Origin of the sequence: Serratia fonticola, from assembly GCF_001006005.1 — a bacterium.
Taxonomy (GTDB): domain Bacteria; phylum Pseudomonadota; class Gammaproteobacteria; order Enterobacterales; family Enterobacteriaceae; genus Chania; species Chania fonticola.
The window spans coordinates 1779312-1796166 of record NZ_CP011254.1 but is presented as its reverse complement, the minus strand read 5'-3'; the positions used below and the strand labels follow the sequence as shown (position 1 = coordinate 1796166).

At 52.6% G+C, this 16855-nt stretch carries 17 protein-coding genes and 2 pseudogenes; 7 read left to right on the top strand and 12 right to left on the bottom strand.

The features are described 5' to 3' along the window. Positions 1–180 (bottom strand): hypothetical protein, encoded by a 180-nt coding sequence (locus WN53_RS07965; protein WP_024483318.1) that lies wholly within the window; start codon positions 178–180, stop codon positions 1–3. A gap of 82 nt (positions 181–262) precedes the next feature. On the opposite strand from WN53_RS07965, the gene WN53_RS07960 reads away from it, so the two are divergent. The 5 genes and pseudogenes from WN53_RS07960 to WN53_RS27855 form a co-directional block, all read left to right on the top strand. Further along, complete coding sequence (locus WN53_RS07960) at positions 263–982, top strand: 4'-phosphopantetheinyl transferase family protein (protein ID WP_024483319.1); 720 nt, start codon at positions 263–265, stop codon at positions 980–982. Positions 983–1170: 188 nt separating this feature from the next. Then, positions 1171–1737: an NADPH-dependent FMN reductase gene (locus tag WN53_RS07955; RefSeq protein ID WP_024483320.1), complete on the top strand. Its 567-nt coding sequence runs from the start codon at positions 1171–1173 to the stop codon at positions 1735–1737. 92 nt (positions 1738–1829) lie between these two features. Continuing rightward, a complete protein-coding gene (locus tag WN53_RS07950; RefSeq protein WP_046808042.1) occupies positions 1830–2882 on the top strand; it encodes an alpha/beta hydrolase in 1053 nt (350 codons plus the stop codon). Between the two features lie 12 nt (positions 2883–2894). After that, positions 2895–3185, top strand: a pseudogene (locus WN53_RS07945) (PIN domain-containing protein); the annotation flags it as partial. Between the two features lie 256 nt (positions 3186–3441). Then, positions 3442–3763, top strand: a pseudogene (locus WN53_RS27855) (DUF4158 domain-containing protein); the annotation flags it as partial. A 1059-nt stretch (positions 3764–4822) separates the two neighbouring features. On the opposite strand, the gene WN53_RS29075 reads toward WN53_RS27855, so the two are convergent. The 10 genes from WN53_RS29075 to WN53_RS07885 all read right to left on the bottom strand — a co-directional run bounded on the left by WN53_RS29075 (position 4823) and on the right by WN53_RS07885 (position 13054). After that, positions 4823–5179, bottom strand: a complete 357-nt coding sequence (locus tag WN53_RS29075) for a hypothetical protein (RefSeq protein WP_342342519.1) — start codon at positions 5177–5179, stop codon at positions 4823–4825. A gap of 130 nt (positions 5180–5309) precedes the next feature. Next, on the bottom strand, positions 5310–5879 hold the full coding sequence (locus WN53_RS07925; RefSeq protein WP_024483325.1) for a fimbrial protein: 570 nt from the start codon (positions 5877–5879) through the stop codon (positions 5310–5312). 10 nt (positions 5880–5889) lie between these two features. After that, complete coding sequence (locus tag WN53_RS07920) at positions 5890–6390, bottom strand: fimbrial protein (RefSeq protein ID WP_024483326.1); 501 nt, start codon at positions 6388–6390, stop codon at positions 5890–5892. Between the two features lie 12 nt (positions 6391–6402). Then, entirely contained in the window at positions 6403–6906 is a 504-nt protein-coding gene (locus tag WN53_RS07915; protein WP_024483327.1) for a fimbrial protein, read from the bottom strand. A gap of 13 nt (positions 6907–6919) precedes the next feature. Next, positions 6920–7579: a fimbrial protein gene (locus tag WN53_RS07910; RefSeq protein ID WP_024483328.1), complete on the bottom strand. Its 660-nt coding sequence runs from the start codon at positions 7577–7579 to the stop codon at positions 6920–6922. A gap of 61 nt (positions 7580–7640) precedes the next feature. After that, entirely contained in the window at positions 7641–8396 is a 756-nt protein-coding gene (locus WN53_RS07905) for a fimbria/pilus periplasmic chaperone (protein WP_024483329.1), read from the bottom strand. A gap of 114 nt (positions 8397–8510) precedes the next feature. Continuing rightward, the gene (locus tag WN53_RS07900; protein ID WP_046808039.1) at positions 8511–11066 is read right to left on the bottom strand and encodes an outer membrane usher protein; all 2556 of its coding nucleotides are present in this window, start codon (positions 11064–11066) and stop codon (positions 8511–8513) included. Positions 11067–11119: 53 nt separating this feature from the next. Beyond that, positions 11120–11653: a fimbrial protein gene (locus WN53_RS07895; RefSeq protein ID WP_024484707.1), complete on the bottom strand. Its 534-nt coding sequence runs from the start codon at positions 11651–11653 to the stop codon at positions 11120–11122. Between the two features lie 101 nt (positions 11654–11754). Continuing rightward, positions 11755–12288, bottom strand: coding sequence for a fimbrial protein (locus WN53_RS07890; RefSeq protein WP_024484706.1), 534 nt, complete (start codon positions 12286–12288; stop codon positions 11755–11757). A gap of 151 nt (positions 12289–12439) precedes the next feature. Continuing rightward, positions 12440–13054: a response regulator transcription factor gene (locus WN53_RS07885; RefSeq protein WP_024484705.1), complete on the bottom strand. Its 615-nt coding sequence runs from the start codon at positions 13052–13054 to the stop codon at positions 12440–12442. Between the two features lie 396 nt (positions 13055–13450). On the opposite strand from WN53_RS07885, the gene WN53_RS07880 reads away from it, so the two are divergent. Further along, positions 13451–14359 carry a winged helix-turn-helix domain-containing protein gene (locus WN53_RS07880; RefSeq protein WP_024484704.1) on the top strand — a complete coding sequence of 303 codons (909 nt, stop codon included), beginning with the start codon at positions 13451–13453 and terminating at the stop codon, positions 14357–14359. Then, positions 14356–14832, top strand: a complete 477-nt coding sequence (locus tag WN53_RS07875; RefSeq protein WP_024484703.1) for a hypothetical protein — start codon at positions 14356–14358, stop codon at positions 14830–14832. Before WN53_RS07880 ends, WN53_RS07875 begins: the two co-directional genes overlap by 4 nt. A 476-nt stretch (positions 14833–15308) precedes the next feature. Here WN53_RS07875 and WN53_RS07870 read toward each other — a convergent pair whose 3' ends face one another. Continuing rightward, the gene (locus WN53_RS07870; protein WP_024484702.1) at positions 15309–16646 is read right to left on the bottom strand and encodes an NCS2 family permease; all 1338 of its coding nucleotides are present in this window, start codon (positions 16644–16646) and stop codon (positions 15309–15311) included. Positions 16647–16855 lie beyond the last annotated feature (209 nt).

The following is a 16855-nucleotide window of genomic DNA, read 5'->3' as shown; positions in this document are numbered from 1 at the left end:
TTATTGCTGCTGCACGGTTGGCAGTGGACTATATGGGGATCTGGCACGATAAGAGAAGCGATGGTGATCAACCATCCAAAGTGCTAGTTTCGCTAGCTTTACCCAGCCCTGCCCCGCACCGAACTCCTGCCACTCCGCTGCTTTTTCATTCAACAGAAGAATAATTAAGAAAAAGATCATGCGAATTCTTAATGAAAAATCTTAACGTAATGCTTACTCTAACCCCCCAGTTTTTTTATGAGCCTCGGTCATGGAGTGAACAATGGCTTGTCATTTTATCCGATGGGATGCGGTTGCAGAGCGTTTAGATACCCATCGGCTCCCTGAAGACCTGATCGAAAGAACTGCCCGCTTCTCCGTCAAGCGCCGTCGGCGTTTTTTGCAAGGCCGGATCCTGTTGGCCGAAATGATATTTTATTTGTATGGTATCCCGGTACTTCCCCCCATTGCTACGGCACCGACCGGGCGCCCGTGCTTTGCCGATCACCATCTACCTGACTTCAGCCTCGCCTATGCTGGCAATACCGTAGGCGTGCTACTGAGCCTGGAGGGCAAGGTCGGGTTGGATATTGAGGTGATGCGCGCACGGAGCCACAACCTGCTTCATCAATACTCCAGCACCACGGAGAACGCGTGGATTGCGGCGCAGAACGACCGCTTGGAAGCCGAAACCCAGCTGTGGAGCATCCGCCAATGCGTGCTGAAACTGGCCGGCTTGGGTAACAGCGGCCAAAGTTTGCTGAATTTGCACCCTTTTTCCGGCCAATTACGCTGCAACACCTTGCCCAACGTGAACGTCATGAGTGATGCAGGGGAGTATCTCAGCTGGGCCTGCGCCCATCAGCCTGGCTTGGATAGGCTGATCTGCTGGCAATATGACGAAAGCCAGGGTTTACAGAAATGCGACGAAATTTCATCAAGTAACCCACCTCCCTCCACACACTTTTTGAAATTGACCAGCCTCGCTTCTGTTACACGTTGAAAGCACCGATTTAACGTCTGTCTTCGGGGGAATATACAAAACAAAACTTTTCTTAACGCATGATTTACTGCTTTGAATTGTAAAAACAGATAAAGACTTAGACTCTGCCTAGGATACATCACCTATTTGCCCTATTATCTGCTGGTTGTTCTAAGCTGAGTCTGTTCATCAGAAAAGGGAGAATCAAAATGTCAGAGCAAGCACTAAAGATCGTCACGCTACTGGGGAGCCTACGTAAAGGCTCTTATAACGCCATAGTTGCACGCGCTTTACCTCAGTTAGCTCCTCAGGGTGTCACTATCGAAGCCCTTCCCTCCATCCGCGATATCCCACTGTACGATGCAGACCACCAGCAAGAAGAGGGTTTCCCGGCCACGGTAGAAGCCATTGCCGAACAAATCCGCCAGGCTGACGGCGTGATCATCGTAACGCCAGAATATAACTACTCCGTGCCAGGTGGCCTGAAAAACGCCATCGACTGGCTGTCCCGTTTGCCTAACCAACCGCTGGCCGGCAAACCGGTGGCGATCCAGACCAGCTCAATGGGGCCGATTGGCGGCGCACGTTGCCAATATCACCTACGCCAGATCCTGGTGTTCCTGGATGCCATGGTGATCAACAAACCTGAGTTTATGGGGGGAGTGATACAGAATAAGGTTGATGAGCAGGCGGGTGAACTGGTAGACCAAGGCACGCGGGATTTCCTGACCGGCCAGTTGTCCGCATTCAGCGACTATATCCGCCGCGTAAAATAAGCTGCCAGGCGGCGCCCAGAGATAACACTGTCGAAGGCGCCGTTTTTAATCGTTTTCTCATTAATATTATTGAAAAACAAAGTCATAAAATCATGCCTTTTTTTATTTTAGCCATCTTTTTGGCTTTTGCCACCAGTCCATTGTTTGCTGCACCCATGCTCTATCCTGAGGGAGAAGAGCCGCTAGAACTGCCTATCCATAGCCCGCTGAGTAAACCATTACCTCGCTCTTCCTACAATCAGGAGGATAAAAAAGCCGGCGCTACGTCGTTATACCTGACGCTGATGCGCGAAGATGGCCGTAATATCTGGGCCCCCTTTCAACTGGCTGCCTCCTCGGCCGAACAGGGCCAGACCGAGCTAGCCGAACGTTATCTGCAACTTAGCGCCAAGCGAGGGTTGTGGTATTACTACAATCTGCTGGAAGACGACTCGTTCAGCAGTATTCAGCAAAGTGACACCTACCGTTCAATTCTGGCAACCACCAAAGCGCGCTATCAGCAACACGCCGCAAAGTTTGAAGGTAAACCTCACTATGCCGTGCCGAGTGGCGAGCCCCCGGCAGGAGGCTGGCCAACCATCGTCTACCTTCATCCCTACGGGAAAGCCGCCACTATCATCCCAGAGGATCGGTTGCTGTTTGCCGAGGCCGGGGTGGCCTATATTGAGCTAAACGGCACGCAGATGCTGGAGGAAGGGAGCTTTCGCTGGTCTAACTACAGCTCTACCAGTACCCAGAACGCCATTCAACGCACCCTGGAAAACCTGGGCCCCAAGCTGAAGCTTAATCTCCAACAGGTTTACCTGACCGCCCGTGGGCAGGGTGCGCTACACGCGGCTAATCTGATGGCCAATTACCCGCAGTTTTATTCTGGAGCGCTGCTGATTGCCCCGAAAGGCCGCCTCCTCCCAGCGAAGCATTCACTGGCAGAAAACAAACGCATCATGATTGCCTATTACGATCGGCAGAATTTCAACGATCGGGCGCTGGCTCTTGATTTTGCTGACTTGTTCAGAGGAAAAAATGAGGTCGAGATCGCCAATTTTGCCGAGGGGGAAGATAATATCGGTGGCTGGCAGACGCGGTATAACCGGCCTTTACGCTGGGTAATGGGTAGAGAGCAGGATGCCTCACCGGGCGCATAACGTAGGGGTGCGACCATATCCGAGATGCGCTTCGGCGCTATCGGAAAAAAGGCCTCCCTGCGCCACGCGCAACTGGTTGACGCATTCTGCGCCCGCCTGGATGCCGTCATAGCCTGGGACCGGGCGGCGGTGGACGCCACTACGGAAGTTGAGGCGGCACTGTCTGCAGCCGGGACCCCCATCGGTCCCAACGACACGGCGATTGCCGGGCATGCCATTGCGGCAGACGCCATACTGGTGACGAATAATACGCGGGAATTTGCTCGGGTACCGGACCTGAAGCTGGAGGACTGGGTGAAGTAAGCGGATGGTTTCAGCGATCACCACGCATTACGCCCGGTAGGTTATTTCAGCGTGCCGAATATTTTTTTAAGGGTGTAAAGCCTGCCAAATTCCGCATAAGCCTCCCCCGTTTCGGCTGCATGCCGAAGCTTTGCTCCTACGACAATCAACGATTAAATAGACAGCGCCTATGACCGACGCACGCTGTCTGATCATTTATAACATTTCGGACGACTGCAGAGTTGTTAACAAATAGCCGTCAGGCAGGGAGGCCGGTATGTCCTTCGATTTTCTGATCACTGACGTTGCAGAACCCAATGACGTGCAACTGGCCCGCTATTTTCATCTTGAGGAGTGCGACCCTGCTTTCATTATCCTACGACGGGGAAAGCATATCCGTCTGGTAATGGCGCGTCAGCTCACAACAGCCCGTTTTCTGGTACCTTTTTTGACGGATTAAACCCAGATCCTGCCAGGTGTTGAGCGATTTGTCGCCGAGCAACCCAAACCACCGCTTGTAAATACTCTCTCGCCATGCTGAACGGGACACTACCCGAAGAGGGCATACCGCATTAATTAAAGAACATTATGGCCGTCATTAATTTGGCGATTTCCCTTGGTCTTTCCGTCCGTTACGTCGGATGTACATACCTTACCACTGCCCCCTCCCACCCACGAGTGACACCCGGGTCCAGCGATGGGACTCACGTGAGTGTTCGGCCACTCCCAGTACCACATCTTATGGTAGACGGGGAGGTCGGTGATGTTCAGTACGGCGAGACGATAATCACTGTCGACGCACTGTGATCCCCGATTGCCCCGCCTTGCGTGACGAGGTCAGAGGTTATTTGGATCTGATCCGGCCCAATCGAACGGGCAGTGAGGACGGTTGTCACCCCAGGCGCAAGGTTCAGTCGACCACCACCAAGGATCCCGATGCGGGGGTTGTCCCCACATGAAACCTGCCCACTAACGCTGATAGAGCTACTAGAATCAGGACCGACGGTACCGTGGTCGATCGTAGCGGGTAGCAAGACGTCACAGGTCACTGAGGGCGGCAACGGTTTTTGACAGAACAAGCTCCCACTATTAGCAATCTGTTCAGCTGTGACAATACCGTAGATGGTGTGTAACGTCCCTGTGACAAGGTCGGCGGTTGACTGGACGAAGACAACACATTCGCCGCCGGGGCCGGCCCCACTGTGAGGACCCCAAGTCGTAGTGAGACCACAGGTTGAGTCCGGTGTAAGGTCCCACTCCCATACCGACACAAGGCGACAGTTTGACAGCACGGGAGAATGGAAGTCCCCCCCCCGGAAGTTGCATTCAGTAAACGGCTGTCGGGGGTCAGAAGGGTGGGTGGTCCCCTTATTACAATGCACAGTATAAGCTCGGAGGGTAGTGCCATTCCACCGATTAGGGCGGTCTACGGGTACAATATCGACGAGAGCCGTGCCGTCAGCCGCGTAAAACACATCCCCACCACAAGTAATCCACGGACCACCAGCCGAAAAATCTATACAACGCGTTATTCGGGGATTGGTCAAGACAGGAAACAACACACTCAGGCATTGTTGAGAGACGCCAAGCAGGATCAGCGCAAGTAGTATGGATTTCATATCGTACCGTTCTTTTTTGATGTTTCATATAGCAGGCAATCACCCTCCGTTTCGCAAAAGGTGCTTTGCCCATGTCATCCACCGAGCCTCATATTCCCGCACACGCAGCTCGGTCTCTGCCGTCGACAGTTTCCGCCTGTGTGCCCGCTCATAAAGCCGCGCAATATGTGCCCGATGGTTCTCTATGGCCCTCGGCGCTATCCGGGGCCCTTCGGGGGCATACCAGAGCCCCAGCCAGTCAAAGCCATGTTCAATTCTCCCCAATTGCGTTTTATCCGGGTGTGTTTCAAATCCACCCAAATCAAAAAATTCATGCAGTCGCTTGATTGCCTTGCGTAAATGCCAACGCGTTTTCGTGAAAAAAATAAAGTCATCCCTATATCGGGCATAAAATATCTCCTCACGCGTCGCAAAATAACTGTCAACATGTCGTAATAAACTGCCGCCAATCAGCGATAGGCCGTCTCCCAGTCACGGACCGCGCTTTCTTCTGTGTTCGTGTCTGTCACTGCCTGTCTGGTTTCTCTTACTCATAGTCCAGATGGAAGGTCGCCACCGCACTGAACGGCCCGCGTTTGATACTCTGCTCCCTCAGCGCATCCGGTTCGCCCTGCACATAGGCCTTCAGCGCAATACTCGTGCTCCCTGCCTGCAGCTGCACTTTATCGCTCGCCTGGTTGAGCGGCAGCGCTTGGGCCGACAGCGTCTCTAGCCCGATGGCAATCCCCGTGGCCCCACTGCTGCCGTCCAGAGCCAGCAGGCCCGGCAAGACACTGCTCTCCGTGCCGGTAAAGCTCACGCTCACCGTCTTGCCCAGCGTCAGGTCGCAATCCTCCAGATGTATCTCGAAGGCCTGGCCCAACGTACGCGTGTTCAGGTACAGGTACTTGTCAATGATGGTGCCAAAATCCAGCGTGATTTCTTCATCGCCCGACGGTATCACACAGGGCTCTGCCACCAGGGCGCCATGCAGGTGCACGTTATTGTCATCCGCGGCCTGGGTTACCGGCGGCACGACAATCAGCGCCAACAGCAGGGCGGCAGCCCCGGAACGGGGATGTACTGTACGCTGACGTTTGCCCAATTTCCTTTTCATCTCGTGCACCTTATTCATAGTCGGCACGCAACGTGGCCCAGGCCTCAAAGGCCCCTTCGGTCAGCGTGGCACCCGCTTGTTTTATCGGCACCGCCTCAAGACGGGGCGGGCTGTCCAGGTTTATCTTCAGCGTGCTGTTCGGGGTGAAGGGCGTGTCGTTCTGGTACACCCGTATGCCGAGGCTGGTCTTGTCTGTCAGCAAGGCGTCACTGTCGAACACGGCCACACTGCCGCTCAAGCTGAGCGTCAGCGCCCAGGTGCCGCCGATGGCCTTGTCGCAGGTGATTTGGTAATTCAACGGCTGACGGTAGTTCTCGCCGTCCACCTTGTTGATGCCCACCCGGTCACCGAAGTTGACCTCCACCTGGTTACCGTCATTGATGGTGCAAGGTGGCGGCTCTATCAGGGTGCCGCGAAACGTCATGTCCGCTTCACCGTCCTTGGCCTGTACCGGGGTGATACCCGCTATCAGGCCGCAGGTCAGCAACAGGACATTTATTATTCTGGTCATATTTTGCTCCCGTTACTGGTAATCCACGGCCATTGTGGCCCCTGCGCTAAACTCGCCCCCCGTCAGGGTTGCACCACGTTGTTTCACCGGCACCGCCCACAGTTCTGGCTTGTTCGGATAGGTGAAGTTCAGCCAGTCGTTGACGGCCAGCTTGCTGTCGCCCTGGCGCAGTTCAATGCCCAGCCCAGTCTGGTTGGTCTGCAGCACCGTGGCGTCAAACGCCGCCCCCGTACCTTTCACCTGCAGCTTCATCGCATTGGTCGTGCCACCGGTGCACGACAGCGTGTAATTGACCGGCATCTTGTAGTTGTCACCGTCCACCCGGGTGGTCATCACGTCACCGAATTCCACGTCAATCGGCCGGTCATCGTTTATCACGCAAGGCGGCGGTGCCACCACGGTGACCTTGACCGTGACCGTGGCCGAGGGTGCGGCCCATGCCAGCAGCGGCAGGGCGGCCAGCAAGGCGGCCAGTGTCTGCCAGGCCTGTCGCTGCCGTATCAGGGTGTCCTTCATCGTCCTGCCCACCTCAGTCATAACTCAGATGAAAATCCACCACGGCCCGATAGCTGCCGGCCATCAGGGGGGCGGGGGTGCGTTCCGGGGTCACGGTGTAGCTCAGCGTATTCTGTCCCGGCGTCAGCAGCAGCGGCTTGCCCCGGCTGCCCAGGCGCACGTCTTCGCCCTGCGCATTCTCCATGCGCAACCCGAGGCCGGAGACACCCCGCGCCTTCAGCAACTGCGGGTTATCGGCGTCACGGGGGGCGTTAAAGCTCACCGTCACCGCCGGCTGATTGTCTGCCCAGGTCAGACCGCCGGTCCGTACGTCGATACTGCCCGCCGGGCTGCGCAGGCAATCCGCCAAGCGCAGTTCGACCCGCACTGGTTCACCGCGGGCGCCAATTGTCCGCAGGCGTCCCGTTCCTACCTCGCCCAAGGCAACATCCTGATGGGCACTGGTCATGTCCAGCCGACAGGCGCTTTCTGTCAGCGAACCGTGCACATACAGGGTGCCGTTGGCGCCGTCGACGTCCCAGTTATCCACCGTCGCCTGCGCGCCCGGCAACAGCCACAGCATAATGCCCAGCGTCAACGGCACCATCAGCGCCAACCCGCCCAGCGTGGCGTAATACTTCTGTTCGGTCGACCCACGCGGGTCCTGCCGGGATCTTCCTGTCTCGTGTGTCATGCCCATATCCTCTATCCCTTCGCTTCGCCTGTGCCCGCCACCATCCGATACTACGGTTCTGCTACGCCTTCTTCGCCGGTATCACCGTGCAGGTGCTGCCGTTGCAGCTGAAGCTCAGTTGCGGTCGGCCGCCATAGTCGTTGACGTAGGTCAGCACCGGGCTGTTGCCCACCGCTGCCGCACTTACCGTCAGCGGAAGATGGCTCTTGGGCGGCACCATCATTGGCTCGAAGTTTTTGATGCCCGGGCCGTCTTTCTTGTTGCTCGCGTCAACCAGGGTGACGTAATACGGCGTCGGATTGTTCACCACATACTTGTCGCCCTGCTTGCTCAGTGTCAGTTGCTCCTGTGGCGGCGGCGCGTTCTTGTCCATCGCAATGGATACCGGGCGGTAGAACAGCTTGATACGCGACTGCAGCGCGATTTGCAGCGTGTTCGGCTTGGTGCTCTTCGGCGGGATCTCCCGCAGATTGAAGTAATAAATTGTCTCACGGTCTTGTTTAAGCAACTTCGCCGCCGGTAACGCCTGGATTTTCACCTGGCTCGGCTTGCCGGGCTCGATGCGCTGCACCGGGGGCAGCACCGTGAGGGGGTTCTGAATTTTGTTGCCCTGGTCGTCTTCTATCCAGCCCTGTGCCAGGTACGGCAACTGCTTGTTCTGGTTGCTGACGTTCAGGCTCACCGACGTCTGGCTGCCGTCAAAAATCACCCGGGTCCGGTCCAGGGCTATCGCTGCCTGCGCCTGCGGGGCCACCATACTGCCCAGCAGGGCGACGGTCAGCAGCGCGGTCGTGCCGGCGCTGCGGCGTAAAAGCATGGTGGTTTTCAATAAGTCGTTTCGCATTGTCTCTTTCCCGGCCTCAGGGCCTGTGAAATGGGTTAGGTAAAATCGCATGCCGCTCTCGTCACTCAGCGACACAGGCTTGTGTTGTCACGCCGTGGGTTTATCTCCGTCAGGCTCGGCGCCGCCGGCACTCACCGGATGGCACGGCAACAGCAACGTATTCATCAGCATGTCCGCCGGTAGCAGGGTTGGCATCCGCACCTCGCACTGCGCCGCCCCGCTCCAGTGCACCGTCATGGCATCGCCGGCGTTGATGCCGCTCAGGTAGATGCTGCCACCGTCGTTGACGATACCGGTTTCCTGCTTGCGGGCATTCATCACCGTCGCACCAAACGGTGGCTCACTGCCGTCGGCCAGTTTGATGACCGCCATCGCCTTGGCGCCGGCAATCACATCAAACTTCCGATAGCCTATGGCCCCTTCGGTCAGCGTGGCTTGCACCACCGATTTCGTCGCTTCGGCGTTATCACCCAGCTTGTTCACATCGATGCTCGCCTTGTTGCGGTAGTAGCTGCTCACATCACCAATGACCGCCTTGCCCCAGGCATTGGTCCGGCTGCTCCGGCCATAACCGCGCACCGGCACGTCCGGTACGCCCTGTGTATCGATCAGCATCCGGGTACCGCCCGCCATCCCGGCACGGTGCATCGCGCCGCCCTCGGCGGTCATCGTCATTCCCCCCTGCAGCGACATGCCGACGGCGCTATAACGGTTCTCTTGATAGCTGGCATTCGCACTCATGCGCGCCTTGTCGCCTTCATGATTGTAATACCCGTTTATGTTCGCCCCACTGCGTGAGCTCCCGGCGCGCAGTTGGTAGGTATTGTGCTCGTCAATCCGGTCGGAGTACCCGACCTGATGGGTAGTGTCGTTGCGGTTCACCGTGGTGTTGTAACTCACCGTCGAGTTGGCGCCCCATGGCATCGACAGCGAGAGGTAAGCCCCGTCGTCTTTGGCCCCGCTATAGTTATTACGGTACGCCGACAGCGACAGGCTCAGGTTGTGGAACCTTCCCGCGTCGAAATAGTGCGACACCGTCAGGTTGTAACGGTCGTTGGCCGGCCGGTCCCAGTAGGTCTGATGGCTGTAGTTGATGTAGCTGCTCAGTCCCCAGTCCCGGAAGTGCTTGTTGAAGGTGACGGTGTACATCTCCTTGCCGTTGCCTGTCCGGGTGCCGTAATAACGCGCGTCCAGATACTCGCTCATGCTCATGAAGTCCTGTTCCGAGAAGCGGTAGCCAGCAAACGTGACTTGACTGTCGTACTCGTCAAAGTTCTTCGAGTAACTCAGACGATAAGAGCCGCCACTGAGCGTACCGCCTTCCTGCGGCAACCGCGCCCGGGACTGCGTGGCATCGAACGACAACGCCCCCAACAGCATCAGGTCACGCCCGATACCCAGTGACAACGCGTTATAATCCCCGCCCGCCAGCGCGCCCCCGTACAGAGACCAGCCGTTGCTGACCCCCCAGGAAAATTCACCGGTGCCGAATATCGGGCCGCGCGAGTGATGTTCCCAGTCCGAGGGTTTGCCAGCCGCCAACTTGAAGCGCACCGACCCCGGCCGCGTCAGGTACGGAATGCTCGCAGTGTTCACCACAAACTGCTGCACGCTGCCGTCCTGTTCCTCTACCCGCACGTTCAGCTCACCGCTGACTGAATCGTTGATGTCCTGAATGCGGAACGGCCCTGAAGCCACGGTGGTTTCATACAGTACCCGCCCCTGCTGGCTGATGACCACCTTGGCGTTGGTCTTCGCCACCCCAACCACTTCCGGCGCATACCCGCGCAGGTTGGGCGGCAGCATGTTGTCGTCTGATATCAGACTCACCCCGGTAAAACGGAAACTGTCGAACATGCCCGAATCCAGATAGTCCTCCCCGACCGTCAGCTTCGAGCGTAGCGACGGCACCGCCCGGTAGGCGTAATACCGACTCCAGTCCAACTGCTGACGAGACGACTGACCGCTACCGGTCTGGCGCTCGAGGTTGGCCTGCCAGTCTGCTCGCAGGCGCCAGGACCCCAGGTTAGCCCCGGCCGTGCCGTTACCGCTCAGGGTCTGTGTATTACTGCCGTCTCGCTGCTGACGCTGACTACGGCCGTTAAGGTTATAGTCCAACAGCAACCCGGGAATGCCTTCGTCCCAACGTGACGGCGGATCCCAATTCTCATCGCTGTACTCCAGAAAAGCCTGCGGGATATTCAGGTAGAGTGCACTGGTAGCCAAGTCGCCCCGCACCTCCATCCCCTGCACCCCCCGCTCTTCCAGACACTCGCCGTCATGCCACCAGGTCAGTTCCTTGAGCACGTCCTCCTTGAATCCCAGATCATTAGCCAATGCCTTACTGATACAGGCCCGGCTGCCGTTCGGATCCTCCTTCGGCGCATAAAACGGGATTTGCTGCTCCGGCAGGTCATTTTTGTTGATGTGCACCACCATGCCGTAGGTACCCGGCATGATGTAACCACCACGGGAAAACTGGCTCAGGTCAATATTTTTTCGGTCGTTGACGTCCAGCACATCGGTATTAAACTGAATGTCATCTGCCGCGTAGACCACTGTCATCGGTGTGCCCAGTGCCAGCGAGACGCACAGCCCCACCGCCTGGAGTCGAACCAGTTTTCCTGTTGGTGACAGTCCCATAATCCTTTACCTTATATTTTAAATAATCGTTTCCGGCTCAATCCGCAGGACATTCAGAAGTAATCCAGCTTGAAACGAATTGACGAAAAATAATCGCCAGACTTAACAGCGTGATGATTAGCTACCAGTTTTAGGGAGTAATTCAATTGTCGATTACCAAGAGTAATATCGGAAAACGGCAATGCCTTTCCGGGTGAGGCTATGTTGCCCAGATCATCAGCTATTTGCAGACCGACTCCGGACGCCCGTCCGCGAATACCAAACAACTCGCCTTCCGTATCACCATCGAAGGTCACTTGGAAGTGTTTCCACCCCTCTTTCCCCGGACGTTCAAGCACACAATTAACCAGTTCAATAGAAAAAGCCTGACTGCGTCCCTGGCCATCACGAATAATATCGGCCATAGGAATAACACCCATATCAATATTTTGCTCACGGTCATCCACCGCAATAGCGCAGGCTGTATCAATAATACTGCCCTGCATATTGACCGTCCCCCAACCAGCTAAACCACTGGCATGTGTAGAAAACAGCACCTGAGATAATAGGCAGGAAAATACGATTAATACATTATTATTAATGTGCACCTTCCATCATTCCTTTGGATAAATCACCTAAAAAAGGCATGCGGGAAACCCGCATGCACAGACACGCCAATATTTAAAAAATAAAGGGGAAAAGAACGGGCTTAGTTATACGCCAGGGTAAAGTCAGTCACAGCCTGGAAGTCACCTTCAACAATAGTGGCAGCCGCGCCATCACCCTGCATGTACGCAGCGAAGGTCAAGGTGTTGTTATCACCCTGCAATACATGCTCTTTAGTTGGTTTACCTAGCTCAATCACTGTACCCGCGCCATCAGTGATGGCTACGCTGGCCCCCTTGGCGCCACCCGTAATACCTAGCAGACCGTTCCCTGCTACAGACTCAATGCCGGCGAAAGTCACAGCAACCTTGTTCTTAGCCGCAGGGGTACCGAATGAGCAACCATCCAGTTTAATATCAAAGCTCTTTGGTTTGGACATACCACCGTCTTGCAGCGCTACATTAGAAATCTGGCCCAATTCAACAGTCTGATCGCTAGATTCCGGTGCGATAGAGCACGGTGCATCGATAATAGATCCGGTGAAGGTGACTTTACCGTGACCCTGGTCAGCGGCGTGAGCCAAGGAAGACATACCGAAGATAACGGCAACAGCCAGCAGGGTCTTATTCATTGTCATAGACATTAACTATATTTCCTTTATGATTTCTATTTAATTTACAACATGGGTTTACTACTTCAGGTTTAACTACTATCTAGCGACAATAGTTAAACTTGAAGTATTCATTTCACCTATAATGAATGGTTTATCCCAAGCCACAATAGTGGCTCTAAAAAATGACAAGCTCCTTTCCACTCCCGTTTAATTTTTTGAAATGGGTGTTTATAAATTTATACAGACCTATTTTATTATCGCAGCCAATCTTGCGAATTATGCTATTCCTATACCCGCTAACGGTTTTCTCATGAATCCCAAGATTCATCCCAATGAACTTGGAAGAAAATCCTTTAGCTATGTAATGACATATTCTCTTTTCCTTATTTGTCAGTGAACACAACTTCATCTGCATCGTCGTAACATAATGATGGTTAACTAAACGCATGATGTAAGCTCGATCTGAAACGCTCTCTATAAAATCATATTTACAGCGCTCCACATCGATAAACAGATGGCTTTTTGTCTCGACATTTAAAAAAACAGCACCTAACATATCACTGTCTGCCACAACAATAAGAGTCCGATTTCCTTTTTCCTCACTCAATGTGTCAGATATCACACGAACACCTTTTAGAGTGCAGTCTGTGGTCTTATATTCAAAAATTGAACCATGCTTTTCTTCCTGAATTTCAAGAAGGGCTATGAACCCGGCAATAAAGTAATTATTTTCGGATGCAATATAGAAAGATAGTTTTTTACCACTTTCTTGTTGTTGACCGCACAACATATCACTCACCTTCGATATTTCCATATATATGCATTAACAGCACCCTGCTTTTCTGGGGAGAATTATCCACGCAATAGGTGACAACTAAAAATTAAATCAACTTAATTAATAGGATTTACGAAGTCATAGATTATTCTTAAACGAACCTGATTGTTTTTTAACATAATTAAAACACAAATTAAATCTTAAACACACCCAAAAAACACACCTAAATCAATGATATTTATATGGTAACCATAACCTATCAATTAACCATCAACAAAAATGTAAATATGATGTTAAAAAATAAACCATTCAATATTCATACAGTAAGATTAGTCTTAGCTTGATTTTATGGGTGTCTGTGGTTACATTAGCATCAACTTATTATGATTTTGTAAAATTACGAGAGGGCGTATGAGCTCTGAAGGTGAAGTTGTGTATCTTATTGAAGGGGTCATTAAGTTTAACCCTCAAGATAATTCTTTGATTTCAATAGAAACAGGAGAAAGGAGAACTCTACTTGCGGCTGCAGCGAGTTGCTTACATTTATTATTACAATATCAAGGTAATCTTGTTACCAAGAAAGCGCTGTTTGAGGCTGGATGGGAAAATGATGGACTCTATGTCACAGACAATACATTTTATCAGAATATTCTCATACTAAGACGCTCCTTTATTTCACTTGGTTTTGAGAAGACCCTAATCATAACGCTAACTCGCAAAGGGCTGATGATACCTGCCGATATCGATGTCCAAAAACTCTCAGAACCGTCATTTAGAAACGAGGTAGAAGAGGTTCAAATTGACATCAACGTAACTGAGGCGGCCTCGATTGACAACAAAGTTAAAGGCGAAGTCGCAGTTAATGGCAATGGCAATGGCAATGGCAATGGCAATAGCAATAGCAATGGCAATGGCAATGGCAATGGCAATCCTCACAAGAAGGGCCATGTTCCCGTAATACCCTTTGTATTTTTCAGAAGACTTTCAAGTTTGCTAGTAGCCGTCGGGATCACTATTGCAGTTTTCCATATCATATTTTTTTCTTCTGTCGAGAAAAATTATTTTGCAGACTATAAATTACTCGGTAATATTGATGGATGTACCATCTTTATCAACAATCAGCAGGAAAGTTTAAAGGATTATGCTCGCTTCACGGAGAAGAACCCTTTAACATGTGGCGACAAAAAATACATTTACCTGACGTTTCTCCCTTTTATGAGGCGCGTATCGGCTATCCGATGTTTAAAACCGTTGTTAAATCATCCGACAATGCAGTGTAGCTCTGATTATTACCTTGAAAAGGATGAAGTTTTGCAATGAAAAGTCTACTTTCAGCCAAAATGGGAATTATCGCAATAACCGTTGTTATTCTGGTCATAATCGGGATTAGAGTGGGTAATAAATATTATCATGAGCGTTATTTTAATTGTGAAGCGAATCTTATCGTACATGCTAAAGACGCCAGACTAGATATGTCACTGGCATTTTATCTACAGGGAGATAGTGGTATGGCGATATTAAAAGGAACGATTACCAAGGACAATAGAGTCACCAGTATCAGCAGAAAAAATTATTTTAAAATTAATCGTAATAGTGCTGGCTACTTGAACTTAGTGACTACCCAAGCAATATCATCGCCGTCTGATGAAGCATTGACCACCGATATCAACCATTACCTGCCCGACTTCTACTCTATGAAAGATGCTAGCATGGACTACTTCGTCCATAAGCAGGGTGATGCATTCGTATTTTCAACAGGCTATCTGCCTTCCTTTTATTGCGTAAAGAATTGATAAGAACTGATGTAAGCCCATCGAAAAACAGGCCTAAATAAGGGTTGGGGATGTTAAATTTAATAAAGCCAGGGTTAAATTAACGTTAAAAACACGATAAACATAGAGTTTGGACTGGGCGTGGCGCCCATCTAATATATAGATCCCTCTTAAATCATTAACAAAAAATATGAATACTTCTTTTTAAATTGCGGTGAGATATTAATTTATAGCATTTATTACGTCATTTAAATTCAGATAAAAGGTTTAATTTTCAGATTAGGTCATATTTCAAGTGTTTTAACCTAGCGCACCTACGGTGCGAGCACGACAGCGCTGCGGCCTCAACCTAATCCATGAGGTTGAGCGCTAGCATAGCTTAGAAAGCTTAATTTTAAACCGTCCAACGTCTTGGGGCCAATTCACATGCTGCGCCCGTTTAACCTTTATCATCGATCTGAAAGGGGCTGAACGCCCCTTTTAATTACCGAAGATGATTAATGCCCGTCAACGAACGCAATTTTCAGCACGAACAGCAGCGCCACCACGATCACGCAGGGGCTGATTTCACGCCAGCGGCCGGTGCCCAGCTTCATGATGCAGTAAGAGATAAAGCCCAGGGCAATCCCTTCGGTGATCGAGAAGCTGAAAGGCATCATGGCGGCGGTCACAAAGGCCGGAACCGCTTCGGTCATATCTTCCCACTTCACCCGCGCCAGGCTGGAGGTCATCAGCACCCCCACATAAATCAGCGCGCCCGCAGCAGCATAGGTTGGCACCATTCCCGCCAGCGGTGACAGGAAAATCACCAGCAGGAAGAGAATGCCTACCACCACGGCGGTCAGGCCAGTACGCCCACCAACAGCCACCCCAGAGGAGCTTTCAATATAGGCGGTGACCGAAGAGGTACCCGCAAAAGCACCGGCGACCGAGGTGATGCTGTCCACGTAAAGCGCCTGCTTCATACGCGGGAACTTGCCGCTTTCATCCGTCAGGCCAGCCTTGTCGGTCACACCGATCAGCGTACCCGAGGAGTCAAACAGGTTAACCAGCATAAAGGAGAAGATCACACCTGCCAGGCCAATATTCAGCGCCCCGGCGATATCCACCTGGCCGACCACGGAGGTGACGTCCGGCGGTAGGGAAAATACGCCGCCATACTTCACGTCGCCCAACGCCCAGCCGATCAGCGTAGTCACCACGATGGAAACCAGTACCGCCGCATGGATATTACGCGAAGCCAGCACCGCGATAATAAAGAAGCCCAAGGCTCCCAGCAGTACGCTGTGGGAGGTCAGATTGCCTACCGCTACCAACGTATCCGGGTTGGCAACCACGATACCGGCGTTTTTCAGCCCCATCATGGCAATAAACAGGCCGATACCGCTGGTGATGCCCACCCGCAGGCTCAGCGGGATATTGGCAATCATCCAATAGCGGATACGGAAAATGGTCAGCAGCAGGAAACCGATTGCGCCCCAGAAAATAGCACCCATGCCAACCTGCCATGAAATACCCATCGCACCGACCACCACAAACGCGAAGAATGCGTTGAGGCCCATCGCCGGAGCCAGCGCCACCGGCAGGTTAGCCAGCAAGCCCATCAGGATACTGCCCAACGCGGCAACCAGGCAGGTGGTGACAAACACCGCCTGAGTGTCCATGCCCGCCGCGCCCAGGATCTGCGGGTTAACGAACACGATATACACCATGGTTAAAAAGGTGGTGATGCCGGCAATCGTTTCCGTACGTACCGTGGTGCCGTGCTGCTTGAGTTTAAACACGCGCTCAAGCAAGCCCTGATTGGCATCAAGGCTGAGGTCTTGTTTGCTCATTATAGAATTCCGAAGAGGGATTAGGACTGTCGCTGGCTATCCTATAACAAAAAGCCCGGGTTTTGACCTCGCTCACAGGTTTTTTTCGCCATCTTTACGGCTAAAACGGCCAACAAGTTGTATTTATTGAGATTGATTGCCAAAGAGGGACAACCCGCTGCGATCCGGTTAAAGTAACAGCAGTCATGACTTAACCGAGGGCGCTTACC